Annotated in this window: 10 protein-coding genes and 2 pseudogenes; 5 read left to right on the forward strand and 7 right to left on the reverse strand. The window is 65.6% G+C overall.

The window, feature by feature from the left end; translation table 11 throughout:
• Nucleotides 1–149: 149 nt before the first annotated feature.
• The 3 genes and pseudogenes from ABZ297_RS04435 to ABZ297_RS04445 all read right to left on the reverse strand — a co-directional run.
• Nucleotides 150–257: pseudogene (locus ABZ297_RS04435) on the reverse strand (hypothetical protein); the annotation flags it as partial.
• Nucleotides 258–285: 28 nt separating this feature from the next.
• Nucleotides 286–612, reverse strand: a pseudogene (locus ABZ297_RS04440) (DUF6461 domain-containing protein); the annotation flags it as partial.
• A gap of 145 nt (nt 613–757) precedes the next feature.
• Nucleotides 758–1,552 (reverse strand): RDD family protein, encoded by a 795-nt coding sequence (locus ABZ297_RS04445; protein WP_355339233.1) that lies wholly within the window; start codon nt 1,550–1,552, stop codon nt 758–760.
• 555 nt (nt 1,553–2,107) lie between these two features.
• On the opposite strand from ABZ297_RS04445, the gene ABZ297_RS04450 reads away from it, so the two are divergent.
• The gene (locus ABZ297_RS04450; RefSeq protein WP_355339236.1) at nt 2,108–2,968 is read left to right on the forward strand and encodes a hypothetical protein; all 861 of its coding nucleotides are present in this window, start codon (nt 2,108–2,110) and stop codon (nt 2,966–2,968) included.
• A 474-nt stretch (nt 2,969–3,442) separates the two neighbouring features.
• On the opposite strand, the gene ABZ297_RS04455 is transcribed toward ABZ297_RS04450, so the two are convergent.
• Complete coding sequence (locus ABZ297_RS04455) at nt 3,443–4,069, reverse strand: helix-turn-helix domain-containing protein (protein ID WP_355339238.1); 627 nt, start codon at nt 4,067–4,069, stop codon at nt 3,443–3,445.
• A gap of 291 nt (nt 4,070–4,360) precedes the next feature.
• Between ABZ297_RS04455 and ABZ297_RS04460 the strand changes: the two genes are divergently transcribed.
• Nucleotides 4,361–5,062, forward strand: coding sequence for an SDR family oxidoreductase (locus ABZ297_RS04460; protein WP_355339240.1), 702 nt, complete (start codon nt 4,361–4,363; stop codon nt 5,060–5,062).
• Between the two features lie 1,522 nt (nt 5,063–6,584).
• On the opposite strand, the gene ABZ297_RS04465 is transcribed toward ABZ297_RS04460, so the two are convergent.
• Nucleotides 6,585–7,304, reverse strand: a complete 720-nt coding sequence (locus ABZ297_RS04465) for a site-specific integrase (RefSeq protein WP_355339243.1) — start codon at nt 7,302–7,304, stop codon at nt 6,585–6,587.
• Nucleotides 7,305–7,441: 137 nt separating this feature from the next.
• On the opposite strand from ABZ297_RS04465, the gene ABZ297_RS04470 reads away from it, so the two are divergent.
• The 3 genes from ABZ297_RS04470 (at nt 7,442) to ABZ297_RS04480 (ending at nt 9,774) form a co-directional block, all read left to right on the forward strand.
• Nucleotides 7,442–7,624, forward strand: coding sequence for a hypothetical protein (locus ABZ297_RS04470; protein WP_355339246.1), 183 nt, complete (start codon nt 7,442–7,444; stop codon nt 7,622–7,624).
• 333 nt (nt 7,625–7,957) lie between these two features.
• Nucleotides 7,958–9,079, forward strand: a complete 1,122-nt coding sequence (locus ABZ297_RS04475) for a sensor histidine kinase (RefSeq protein ID WP_355339249.1) — start codon at nt 7,958–7,960, stop codon at nt 9,077–9,079.
• A gap of 23 nt (nt 9,080–9,102) precedes the next feature.
• On the forward strand, nt 9,103–9,774 hold the full coding sequence (locus tag ABZ297_RS04480) for a response regulator transcription factor (RefSeq protein WP_355339252.1): 672 nt from the start codon (nt 9,103–9,105) through the stop codon (nt 9,772–9,774).
• 320 nt (nt 9,775–10,094) lie between these two features.
• Here the strand turns inward: ABZ297_RS04480 and ABZ297_RS04485 are convergent, their stop codons facing one another.
• Together ABZ297_RS04485 and ABZ297_RS04490 are read right to left on the reverse strand one after the other, a co-directional pair.
• Nucleotides 10,095–10,742, reverse strand: coding sequence for a class I SAM-dependent methyltransferase (locus tag ABZ297_RS04485; protein WP_355339255.1), 648 nt, complete (start codon nt 10,740–10,742; stop codon nt 10,095–10,097).
• Between the two features lie 540 nt (nt 10,743–11,282).
• A complete protein-coding gene (locus ABZ297_RS04490) occupies nt 11,283–13,256 on the reverse strand; it encodes a WD40 repeat domain-containing protein (protein WP_355339258.1) in 1,974 nt (657 codons plus the stop codon).
• Between the last annotated feature and the right edge of the window lie 251 nt (nt 13,257–13,507).

Here is a 13,507-nt window from a genome sequence, read left to right on the forward strand (position 1 = left end):
TCGTGAACGGTCCACTCCGAAGGCTCCGACTTGCAGCATTTGCCGACCGCGCAGCAGTGCTGACGCCGCTTGGGGTTGCTGTGAGCCTTGGGCCGGGCGGCGTCCTTGCCCTGGTCGCAGCACTGGCAGGAGCGGCGGATCTTGTTCACCCAGGTCTGGACGTCCCGCACGGTCAGCTTGTCCAGCCTCTTGGAACCCAGCGCTGGCGTGATGTAGAGCCGGGCGAACATCTCGTAGTTCGCGGCGGTCTTGGGGGCGAGGTTGGGTTCCGTGCCGTAGCACCGCCACGGTCACGGTCCCGGCTGAAAGTACCTTTGCCTTGTCGGCTTCCGTGCACGTCCACCCGCTCTCCTCGATGAGCACGGTCCAGTCGCCTGCTCGCCCCGCGAGCACGGTCTCAGGAAAGAGGCCGTCGTCTATCAACTCGTCATAGGTGAGCGGCCGGATGCTCTCTTGGTCAGCACCCAGTCGGAGAAGCGCCTCCACCTCGCTGACTCCACGCACGAAGGTCAGGCACCACAGATCGCCCAACCTGTCGTCTTCGGCGAGCCAGGCAACATCGGCGTAGGTAAACGCCATCCGCAACACCTCATCTGTTGATCGTCGTGCCATTAGCGTGCCATTAAGGGCGGTCAGCAACGGTCAATCAAGGTCACTTGCGGATCGTTCTCCGCGCAGGTTGCGACGGCCCAGGCGAACGATCGGGGCTCAGGTCGGCTTGTCGAGCGCCGGAGCCGCTGCGCTGCAGTTGCCGCAGCTACAGCAGGTCGCGCACGACCCGAGTAGCAGCGAGGCGGTCGTGCAAGGTGCGAGCGGCCGGGTCGGCCACCGACCACAGAATGTCCACCAGGAGCACGATCAGCCCGTACTGCGGCATGCAGACGAGGACGGGGAAGACGAGCGTGCGGACCGCGGCCCTGCGCCAACCCGGCCAGTGGCCGGTGTCGGAGGAGACGACGCGGAGGCGCATGAGCCGCTTGCCGAACGTCCGTCCTGTCAGGACGTAAAAGAACGCAGGCACGGCGCCAAGCAGCGATGTCGGTTCGTTGCCCCTGATCCAGTTCAGGAGGCCGTAGTCCAAGCTGCTGAGCCCTCCCTCGAAGAGACTCAGTAAGGCGACGAAGATCAAGTAATCGAGGGTGGATGCCACCGCCCGGCGCCCGGCGAACCCGCTCGGCCAGGTATCCCTCGCGGTCCGAGGGGTCAGCAGCACCAGCAACGCGGAGAGCAGGAGGGCCGACTGCGCAGGCCCATAGGCGCTCGCTACGGTCGCGAACCATTCGCCGCTGAGTACGGGGATCATCGAGCAGCCGTCCTCAGCCATGTACGAAGGGGCGGCCGGTCCGACGATCGCGAGAAGGACGAGCAGGCCGGCCACCCGGTGCCCGATGATCGCTCCGTTCCCGGTGGCGGCCGACATCAGGAACCCCGTGAGGACGAGGACAGAGGGCACGCCCCATAGGACGGCCAGGTCTGCGATCTCGTAGGCGTCCCCCAGAGGGGCCGACGCCAGTCTGGTGAGGCCGAAGCCACCGGTGTCGAAGGACCTCACGCAGCCGAGGACGGCATAGGAGGACCCGTACTCGACTTGCCAGGCGTCCCAGGTTGAGTACGCTGCGGCGGCTAGGGCGGCCGCCCATGCGAGTTGGGCTAATCGTGACAAGATGATCTCCGTTTCACGACACCCTAGCGGTATGGGCAACCCTCCATATCCACCCGTGGCACCGTGGTGATGGCCGTCTGAAGAGGCCCTAGCCCGGGGATCTTGCTAACGCTGTTGCTTACAACGTGCCTGGACGCCGGTGTGCGAACCTGGAAGCCGATCAAGCAGGAGGGGCCGCTGAGCAGGCATTCGTGACAGTGGCGGACGTCCAAAGACGATTTCGAACTGGCTACGGATCAGCCTGGTGCGCACACCAGGGTTCGCCGTGAACTGTCTGAGGCCGTGACGATTGCCGACTCCGATGCTCACCGTCGAGGGGGCTGGTCGAGTGCGTCCCCAGGAGAAGATCGTCAGAACCCGGAAAGCCAAGCGGAGGCGTCGGGCGTTGGCTGATCATGGGGTGGAGGAGGTCTCGTGCGAAGAATGATCACGTGCCTATCCCTGGTGCTGCTCCTGTCCTCCTGCGGCGGGGTCCCTCATGCCTCGCCCGGCGAGTCCCACGGCGCCTCGTCTGACGAGTTCGAGGATCGTGCCCGGGAGGTGGCGGAGCGTTGGCAGGGCTCGGCCGACGACCGCGCCTGGCGCAAAGGGTTCGTCGCACTGGAAGTGCTGAACCCACAAGGATGGGCTCACGTGGGCCGGATTCCGGCCTGGGTGAACAGAAGCTCGCACAACGGCGCCTGGCGGCTGGCCGCCAAGCTGCCTGCGAACTCCCCGGGCGATGCCGACGTGCGATGGCCGGACGGCGAGGTGTCGCAGGTGCCGCTCATCTCGGCGGCGAGCGCGTACGAGGATTTCAGCAAACCGGCCGACCTCATCGAAGAGGAGTGCCCGGCCAAGGGATGCCGCCCGCTCCGGGTCACCGGCGCCAGATTGGGCAAGGTCCCGCTGGAGACCAGCCGCGGCACAATTCAGGTGCCCGTCTGGATGTTCACCGTCGAGGGAGTCGAGCAGAAGAAGGTCCACGTGGCGGTAGACCCCTCGGCCGTCACCGTCCGTCCCGAACGGATACAGGGAGGCATCGAAGAGGTGATGGCGTTCGACCTCGTCGCCGGCAAGCCTGACGAGCTGCTTCTTCGCTACGGATTCGGCGCCTGCGACACCGTTCACGGGCCGCGCGCTTACGAGACCGACCAACTGGTCGTGGTCGACATGGACGAGGAGGACTCCAGCTCTGGCAAGCCTTGCCCGGCGATTCTCAAGACGGCGACGACCACCGTCACGCTCGCCCGACCGCTCGGCGACCGCCTCGTACTTGACTCCGGCACGGGGCTGCCGGTGCTGCGGGGACTGAACAGGCGCTGACGGCCCGGCGACCACATGCGGCGACGCAGAGATGCGCGGGCTGTACGGCAGTACGTACAGCAACGCCGTCGTACCCGACCGCATGCCGACTCTCCGCGATCATCACTTGAGCAGGACAGCCGCGCGTTGACAGGACGTCTGCCCTTCCCTACGGATCAGAAGGTTAGGGGGTTCGAGTCCTCTCTCGGCCGCGCACAGCAGAAAGGCCCACCACCAGTGCAAACCTGGAGCGGGCCACTTTGTTCGTCAGGACAACCTGCAGATCTTGCTAACACCTTTGCTAACAGGTTGGCCCCCGGGTGGCTCCCACTACTCGCGGATCGCCTGCGCGAAGTTGTCCGCCGCCGACGCTTCAGTGGCTCGGATCACGTGCGCGTATACGCGGAGTGTGATCGACGGGTCGGCGGGACCAAGGCGGGCCGCAACGACATGAACGGGCACGCCCGGCAGGAGCAGAGTCGTGGGCGCCAGGGGTCAATTCAGCAGTTGCCGGGCCAGCGTTTCGGCCCACCACTGCTCGACTCGATCGGGCGACCAGCCGCGTTCGTCAGTGAGCGTGCGGTAGACGTCGACGTTGCACAGGCCCGCATAGGTGTCGACGGCCGTCGGCACGTCCAGTCCCTCGCGCAAGATGCCGGCGGGCCATGAGGAGAACACGGCGAGGCGGGTCTGGTCGGCCCTGCCGCGGCCGTCGTGGTAGACCGCCGCCAGCTCGGGCTCGGCCCGTCCGGCCTCGCGCAGCAGCATGATGACGTCCCCGGCGCGCTCGTACAGGCGCCGGTCGAAACCGGCCATCGCGGCAAGCTGCCGTTCGGGGTCGCCCTTGGCGGCCTTCAGTTCCGCGAGCTGCTGGGCCGGGTCGGCCGACAGGTCGGCGGCGTCGGCCAGCGCCTGGGTCAGCCCGGCCTTGTTGCCGTACACCGCATAAACCGTCGGCACGGAGACTCCGGCCTCCCGCGCCACGTCCCGCACGGTGGTGGCGGCCCAGCCGCGGCTGACGAAGAGCCGGCGTGCGGCGTCGGCGATCTCGGCCCGCGTTTCCAGCGCTTGTGCCGTACGGCGTATCGAGTCGTAGCGACGTCGCTCCACCTGTGCTCCCATGCTGTGCACCATAGCCGCACCGTCGTCATCGGTTTGGCCTGTCTTCTGATCATGGCAGGACGCGATAGGAGGCCGCCGCCTTCGCTCGCCCCTCCGACGAAGGGAGCGGCGCAGTGCACCTTTCTGCCGGCACGGAAGGCCATGTCGTCGCCGGTCTCGGATTCGCGCTTGCGGCCGTGGCGGCCCTGCCGCCGTTCCTCTGCTGGAACACTTGAGTTTACGGGACTTATAATGAATATTAGATGCGTCAAGTATCGGCATCCGACTCAGCAGTTCGTGAGAGGCAGGCACGTGAAACTCGTGATCTTCGGGGCCAACGGCCCGACAGGGCGGCTCGCGACCGGGCAGGCGCTCGCCAAGGGCCACACCGTCACCGCGGTCACCCGGCACCCGGAGGCGTTCCCCCTCAGTGATCCCGCGCTGGACGTCGTCAAGGCGGACGCCCTGGATCCCGAGGCGGTGAACCGGGCGGTGGCCGGGCACGACGCGGTGATCTCGACCCTCGGCGTCCCCTACGGCTCCGAGGCGCCCACGACGTGCTCCCAGTCCGCCACTCACATCGTCGCGGCCATGATCGCGCACGGCGTCCGGCGCCTGGTGTGCGTGACCTCGACCGGCGTGCCGATGACGCCCCCGCCCGGGGAGACCCTCGTCTACCGCAAGGTGATCGTGCCGCTGCTGCTCAGGATGGGGCGCCCGCTGTACGAGGACTGCGGGCGCATGGAGGAGATCGTGGCCGGCAGCGGCCTGGACTGGACCGTCATCCGCCCCTCAGGACTGTTCGACGGTGGCCGAGTCACCGATTACACCGTCGGCCCGCCGCAGATGGTGGGCCGGTTCACCTCCCGGCGCGACCTGGCGGACGCGCTCATCCGGGAGGCCGTCGAGGATCGCCACGTTTGCGCCATCGTGGAGGTCCTCACCACCGAGGGCACCCCGAGCGTCTACCGCGTGTTCCTGAAGGAAGCGCTCCGCGTCGGCGGGCGGCCCTAGCTCTACTGTGTGACCGACGTTGATCGTTTACGCCTGGGTCTGGATCTTCTGCTTGAGGCGTTCGTAGGGGGTTTGGCCGCCGAGGTATACGAGTGACTGGCGCCATGTGAGGCATCAGAGACCTGGTAGTTCACGCAGGTATGCGTACTGGAGCAGGGCGCTGTACAGCAGCTTGGTACAGCAACGCCGACACACATGAGCACGCGTCGCCAGCCACCGTCTGCCGCTTGACCAGGAAGAAGACCCATCGACGTCGTGACTGGCTCCCGTTTGCAAGCAGGATGTCAGGAGTTCGAATCTCCTAGGCTCCACCCCATGTCAAAGGCCACATCCCATGATCGGGAAGTGGCCTTTTCGATCTTGTACACAAAATACAGCTACGAGCCCAGACGATCGTTCAGCCTCTTGAGGGCCTTGCAAGGACCTGAAGCTGTTCCACCCCTCGGCCCGCTTGCTAGGGCGCAGCTTGATCGCCGTGGTACTGGCGTGGCATTCGGAGGTGGTGCAGATGGGGCAGTCACGGTCACTCGCGGACTGCCTCTCGCCAAGGTTGGGCTGTCTGCCCTGGTGATTGGCCCGCTGTGGCAAGCAGGATGGCAGGAGTCGAATCTCCTGGGATCCACCTATACAAAAGCCCAGGTCAGTGGCCAGAAATTGATCTCCTAGGGGCCATCTCGACTTCTCTTCGGGTGTTCCGCGTGCCAGTTGCTCGGGCTGCTGAGCCTCTTCGCGATGGCGTCCCGTGGTCTTCCGCGGTCTCGTCTCAAGGCGAAGACCCACCCTGAAGACGGCTCAAGGACTGGGCCGTTTCCCCATAGCCAAGCTGGTCGTGTCTGCTGCGGTGGCGACTTTATGTAGCTGCACGTGCAGCTACATAAAGTACTGGATCATTATTCTACGTTAAAAACGATCATGTTATGCCCTGAAAAGACCTCAATGACGGGAATCCAGCCTTCCTTTGGGGCGAGGATCCTCATCCGTAGAGAGAAAATCTCTACCTGCACGTGCATTTGCATGGGCGCCACGTGTGCCAAACCGCCATAATCGGTGTACAGGCGGCATGAGTGTCGCCAGAAATGGCGACGGCTTCCAGTGGCAACTGGAAGCCGTCCTTTTCCTCTGCCCGAAGAAAGGTTTCAGTCTATGGGCTTACAAACGTCCGAAGAGGATGGCGAACCCGTCTCACGCCACCGGTTTCGTTGGTGGCGACTCGCCGCCGTCGCAGGAACCGCTGCGGTGGTCGGCCTCGCCGTCGCCGCACAACCGGCCTGGTCCATCCCGATCGGCACTGGCGTAGCGGTGGCCGCTCTGTTGGGGGACATCATCATTCGCAAGGGGAGAGGGAACGACAAGTAGGCAGTGGCTGCTGGCCAGGAGCCCTACTGTCGGTCAGCAGCCAGCTAATGCCAAGCCGTCGCTACAGCCCCGAGCAGAGGTTCGAATCTTCTAGCTCCATCCTAGGTAAAGGCCGCTCTCTATGATCAGGAAGCGGCCTTTTCGATCTTGTGTTGCTGCGATCTAGCTACGAGTCCAAACGATCGCCCAGCCTCTTCAAGGCCTTGCGCGTCTCCTCTGACGAGACCTCGGCGTAGACGTTCATGGTGACGGAGATCTGGGAGTGGCGCAGGATGTGCATGGCGACGCGCGGATGGATGTCAAGGGCCACCAGCAGGGATGCGCAGGTCTTTCGGGTCGCGTGGACGTGGACCTTGCGGACGCCCGCCTTGTCGCAGGAGTTGGCGAAGCTGCGGCGGAAGTTGGACGGTTCGACTGGCCGGCCGCTCGCGGTGGTGAAGACGAGGCCCGTTTCCTGCCAATCTTCGCCTGCGGCTTCGCGGGCCGCGTTGCGTGCCCGCTGACGGGCACGGAGAGCCGCCGTGACGATCTCGGGGAATGGCAGGGTGGCGTCGGAGGCGTCGGTCTTGGTGCGGCGGTGCAGCAGCTTGCCCGCGACTCGCTGGATCTGCCAGCCGATCGTCATCTCGGCCTGGTCGAGGTCGACGTCCTCCCAGCGCAGCCCGAGCGCTTCGCCGAGGCGGAGTCCGAGGACGAGCACCAGGACGTAGGCCAGGTACATCGGGTCTTCGCGGGTGCGCGCCGATTCCAGGAAGGTCCTGGCTTCGTCGACGGACCAGGGCTTGACCTTGCGCTTGCGGGGGACGGGCATTTTGATGTCGGCCGCGACGTTGCGTGTCAGGGTCTCCTCGCGGACCGCGTTGCTCAGCGCGGCGCGCAGCGTCATGTACGCGTCGTGAACGGTCCAGTCCGAGGGACAGCATTTGCCAACCGCGCAGCAGTGCTGACGCCGCTTTGGGTTGCTGTGGGCCTTGGGACGGGCGGCGTCCTTGCCCTGGTCGCAGCACTGGCACGAGCGACGTAGTGACGAACGAGGAGTGCGTCTATTACCACCTGGAGCAATGCGAGCAGGAAGGCGTCGACCGGGAGCAGGTGCTGGAGGCACTGCATATAGCGATGGTAGGAGCCGGTTCGGTCACAGTGCCGCTGCTCCGCCGAGCCATCATCTTCATGGACCGGTTGCCGGGCCTGGCAAAGCCGACGTGACCGGCAAGAGTCGTTATCGCGGCAAGGTTCGGAGTCGTTCCGGACACTGCGGAACGCCCACCCGGTGCGAGCCCTGCGACGTCGCCCGCACGGAACCGCGGGGCGGGGATAACGGCTCTTCGGCGGGACTCACCCCGATCAAATTCGAAGAGCCGCCATGACCCGGGGGCGCCGACCGCTCCGAAGTAGGCTAAAAGCTACCTGGAAGTGATGGGGTTCCCTCACTGCCCAGAGATTCCGGAGTGCGTAGCGTCTCCAGGCATGTACCAATCGGCGGCACTGACCGCGCTACGAAGGGCCCCCATCCGGTTTCCGTTCACGCGCTGGCCCTGGATGTCGCTGGTGTATCTGGCGATCGGCGCCGCGCTTTGGCTCGTGACCTTGCTGGCCTTCGCGTTCATCGGCACCATCCCCTACTGGGCGCACGGGCTCGCCAACGCTGAGCGCCGCCTGGTGCGACTGGCTGGGTACCGGTCGATCGCCGGCCGCCCTCCGGGTCTCCCTGGTCTGCAAGAGCCGGTGCTGTGGCGGGAGGTCGCGTACGCACTGGCACACATGCTGATCGGCTTCTTCTCTTTCGTCATCCTGATCGTGGCCACTGTCTTGGTCTTCGCGGGGCTCATGGCAGTGCTCGTCATGGCGGGCGTGGATGCGCCGCTGGGGCGGAACCACACGGAACCCCTGTTCCTGGCCCTGTTGGGGATGGTAATCCTGGTCGTTTCGCCCTACGTGGTGACGCTGCTGGCCAATGTGCAGGGGGCGCTGGCCACCGCACTGCTCTCGCCCCGGGTGGAGGAACTACAGACGCAGGTGGCGTCCCTGGCCAGGGCCAACATCGCCGAACTGGACCGGTTCGAGGGCGAGCGGCAGCGGATCGAACGCGACCTGCACGACGGCACCCAGCAGCACCTGGCCACTTCGGCGATGCGCCTGGGCATGCTCGAACTGGAAGTACGTGAGATGTTCCCGCCAGGGCCGGAGCAGGACTCGGCGCTGGAGTCGCTGGAGGCGGTCAGGAGAGAGACCGAGCTGGCGCTGGACACGTTGCGCGACGTCGTACACGGGCTACGGCCACGCACGCTGATCGACGACGGCCTCGGCGCCGCCCTGCGCGAGCTGGCACGCCGCGTACCCATCAAAACCACCGTCGACGCCGAGGGCGTCGGGCGCTTCTCCCTGCCGGTGGAGTCGTCGCTGTACTACATCGCCAGCGAGGCCGTCACCAACGCGATCAAGCACGCGACGCCGGACCGCATTCACATCGAGCTGGCACAGACTCTCGACAGGATCAGGCTGACGGTGTCCGACGATGGCCTCGGTGGCGCGAATTCGGCGCACGGCACCGGAATGGTCGGCATGTACGAGCGGGCCGTCCTGCTCTCGGGCGAGCTCATCGTCGACAGCCCACCGGGCGGGCCGACCAGGATCATCGCCGATATCCCGCGCCCGTACTGATCAATATGACGCACAATGGCGTCATGCGTGTAGTGATCGCCGAAGACGCGGCCCTGATGCGGGAAGGCCTGGTAGCACTGCTGCAACGCTTCGGCCACCAGGTCGTGCACGCGGCGGAGGACGCCGACGAACTGCTGGAGGCCGTCGCCGTCCACCGCCCCGACGTCGTGATCACCGATGTACGGATGCCGCCGCGCAACGTCGACGACGGACTGCGGGCCGCACTGGCGATCCGCGCCGAGCATCCGGACATCGGCATCCTGGTGCTGTCGCAGTATCTCGGTGACGCCTACGCGGCCAAATTGATCGCCGAGCCCGCGAACGGGCCTCGCGGCGGCGGCGCCGGCTATCTCCTCAAGGATCGCGTCGGCAGGGTCGCCGACTTCATGCAGTCCCTCGACGTCATCGCAGGCGGCGGCATCGTCATCGACCCCAAGGTCATCGGGCACCTCATGTCCTCCGGGCGCCCGCACGCGCTCGACACGCTCAGCGAGCGCGAACACGAGGTCCTGGGCCGGATGGCGACCGGGGAGAGCAACGCCCACATCGCCGCGGGCCTGCACGTCACCGAGGGTGCGGTGGTCAAGCACATCGGCAACATCTTCGCCAAGCTGGGTCTCCAAGCGCAGGATGGCAACCGGCGCGTCCTGGCGGTCCTCGCCTACCTCCAGACGGCCCGGCCGGAAGATCCCTAATCAGATCACCGCAGAGCTCCACAGTCTTGTCGTCGCGCCCTATGACCCCGTGCTGAAGCCAGTACGTGACGGCGTCGGTCACGGTGTAGCCGGCGGGGGCGATGGCAAAACCGTCCTCGTAGTCCAGCAGGATCTCCTTCAGTTTGTTCTTGGCTTCGGTCTTCGTCTTGCCGCTGCCCCGCTTCACGATGCGCTTGCCGTCGGGTCCGTAGCCGAGACTTGCGGTGGCGATCCAGCGCTGGCGCTTGTCGTCCCAGTCGCCGTAGATTGCTAGGGGCGATCGACGATCCGTGCTTCGTTCCTCAGCACGGCTCACCGGATCACCGTTTACGGGCCAGCAGTTGCACTGCTCGCGATGGGTGACCGTTCATCGTGACCACGGAGATCTGACGCTCTTCCGTGAGATCGAAGTCAGGCAGGAGGGCGTGCAGTTCGGTTATGTCATGGTGTCGCACCACCGCGCCGTCGTCGGTGGCGAACACCCCGTACGGCGTTTTGAACTGCTGAACATGGGTGGCGTAGCGGCTCCGGTTTCGCTCGTCGTCCTGCAGCACCATGTCACTGACATAGAGGAGCCCGCCGGGTGTCAGGACACGGACTACTTCGGCGATGAGTGCCCGCTGTGCGTCGTCGTCGGGAATGCAGGTCAGCACCGCAAACAACACCACGACATCGAAGCTCGTTGGCGGGTATGGGAGGCTGGGCGGGGAGTCCAGCACTGCGAGGCGCAGGTCAGGGTGCAACTGGCGGCCTCGTGCGATCAGAGCGAGAGACAGGTCCACTCCGGATACGTCGGAGAAGCCATGCTCACTCAACTCAGCCATGACACGGCCGTACCCGCAGCCGTAGTCCAGGATTCGAGCCTGCCGACTCACGGTCGCCAGCCAGTCGAGATTCACGGGGTGGGTGAACGTCTTCTCAGCGCCGACAGTGTCCCAGTACGCGATCTGACGACCAAGATCCTTCATGGAGGTACTGTACGTGGGCCTCTCGCTCGCCCCTTCATGGGTGTCTGTCCGAGCACCAGCGTGCCCGCTGGCCATGTTTAGCGGTCTACCGGCAAGCGTGGTCGTCGTGCCATTAAGGGCGGTCAGCAGCGGTCACTTACGGACCGTCCTAAGCGCTGGTCGAGGCCGTAACGCCTGAAGATCAGGCCGTTTTGCAAGCAGGATGTCAGGAGTTCGAATCTCCTAGGCTCCACACACAAAAGCCCAGGTCAGACGCCTGGGCTCTTGATCTTTCTAGGGCTTGTTCTTTAGGGCCGTGCTCGTTACATGCCCGATCGCTTCTTCAGCGCCGAGCGGCCCACTGGTCGAGCTTCTCGGCCATCTCCCGCTGACGCTCATCCGTGGATCGCGAGGAGATCGAGCGATCCGCGCGTGACGGCCAAGGCCGCGGTTCCCCGTGTGGCAGACATGATCCCATCCCCGATGGGAGCTGTGGTTGATCTTTACCTTCTCAGGATGGTGGCTGCCGGTTCTCTACAGTCCTGTCGAACCATGCCATGGTCAGCTCGATCGGGTTGCGGTGAGTACGGCTATGTGACGGTCGAAGCAGACGATGACGTGGCCTTGTGGGGTGGCAGCGACGGCATTGACTAAGCCGGGGAATTCGATGTCAGGGCTGATCTTGTCGAAGGTGGTGAGGCTCCATGCCGCTACCGTTCTGTGGCTGGCGGCAACTGCGATGGGGTGGCCGTCGACCGTGGTGGCGGCGAGCGCGTCCACGGTTCCCGTGGAAAGTTGGCCGATCTGCTGAGCGGTGGCGACGTCCCATACCTTCATCGGTGGGTCGCGCCAGTCATCGTTCGTGGTGATGGCGATGGGTCGTCCGTCCACGATGGTGGCGGCCACGAGGCGTACCGGTTTGCCGTTGCTTCCGGTGGTCTGGAGTCCGGTGTCGCGGTTGATGGTGAGGTCACGGACCCGGAAGCCGCCGCCCCACCGTCCGAGTAGGGCGACGGGCTGGTCGTCGAGCGTGGTGGTGGCGAGGTCGTGTACCCATCGATGGTCGCTCTTGCGGGGGTTGCCGGTCTCTTCGCCGGTGCGGAGATCCCATACCCGGATGGTCTTGTCGTCGCTGGCGGTGATGGCCCGGGGTGGGTCGCCCGTGTTGTCGGCCGCGACGGCGGTTATCGGGCGGCGGTGGGTGGTCAACGGTGCTCCGGCCGCTTTCCCCAGTGTGAGGTCCCAGAGTCGGACATTGCCGTCCTTGCCTCCGGTGATCGCCACCGCGCGACCGTCCACTTGGGTCGCGGCCACAGCAGTGACGGCGCCGGTGTTGTCCGTGAGTGGCGGGCACACCTGATCGCCGGTGTCCAGATCCCATACTCGTACGGTTTCGTCATCGCTGCCCGTGACCGCCACCGGTCGGCCAGCCACTGAAGTGGTGGCCACCGCCGTGATCGCGGCGTCGTGGCGAACTGGTTTGTCGGCTGGTTCGCCGACGACCAGATCGGACACCCGGACCGACCCGCCGTCGCAACTCGACACCACCACCTGCCGGCCATCCACCACTGCCGTCGCCACCGCATGCACCGTGCGGGGATGCTGAGGGAACAGCTCACCGACCAGCTCGGCCGTTTCCAGGTCCCACACCTGGATGGTCGGCTCGTTGGAGTTGCAGGTGATCGCCACCAGTCGGCCGTGCACAACCGTGGTCGTCACGGCCTCTAGGTCCGCAGATCGGGGGAGGTCACCGACGGGAAGTCCGGTGGCTAGGTCCGACACGCGTGTGGTCGTCTGGTAGCCACCAGAGACGACCACCAGATGGCCGGCAGCCAGCTCCGCGACCGCAACCGCGCCCACGTGTCCACTGTGGCCAGTGAACGGGCTACCCACCGGATCACCGGTATCCAGGTCCCATACCCGGACCGTTCGGTCGCCGCCCGTGACAGCTACCCAGCGACCGTCCAGCACCGCGGTCGCCACCGCGTACACCGGGCCGGTGTGACCGCGGATCGGTGCCATCACCTCCTGGCGCGTTTCCAGATCCCATACCCGTACCGTCGTGTCGTAGCAACCGGCGACCACCACCCGGCGGCCATGGCGTTCCGCGATCGCGAGGGCCTCCACACTGTCAGCCTGAAGGTGGAACGGCTCACCCACCGGCCTACCGGACGCGAGTTCCCACACCCGTACGGTGTCGTCGTCACCACCGCTGACCACAACAGGGCGACCGTCCAGAACTGACATAGCCAGCGCCCGCACTGCGTTCGTGTGACCAGCCCATGAGGCACCGACCCGCTCGCCTGTTGACAGATCCCAGACCCGTACGGTGTCGTCGCCGCCTCCGGTGACCGCTACGGCACGGCCGTCGAAGACCGCGGTCGTCACCGCCGCCACCCAATTGGTGTGACCGTCGGTGGTGCCTAACGGTGGGCATGACGTCACGCCCTTCGACAGCAGACTGGTCCAAGTCTGCTGCACACGCCAGGCAGCAGGACGAACAACCGGGACCTCATGGCGGGACAGTGACGACATGCCGCGCATAGTAGTTGCTGGCACCGGGACGCGTCTCCAAGAAACCCGGGGTGGTCGTCTTCCCGGGTGGCGGTGCGTGGCCGGAGCTGGCAGGGCCCCATGGACAACATGGGACGGTCCTTCCTGACCTGCTAATACGGTTTGGTGAGTGGTATGCACCGCACTGATACGCCCCTCACGATCGCTTGTACGTGGCCTGGGCGATCGACGGTCCATGGCTTTGCTCCTCAGCATCCGCCCGCTGGGCAGTG

The sequence above is a fragment of the Nonomuraea sp. NPDC005983 genome (assembly GCF_040614375.1).
GTDB lineage: Bacteria > Actinomycetota > Actinomycetes > Streptosporangiales > Streptosporangiaceae > Nonomuraea.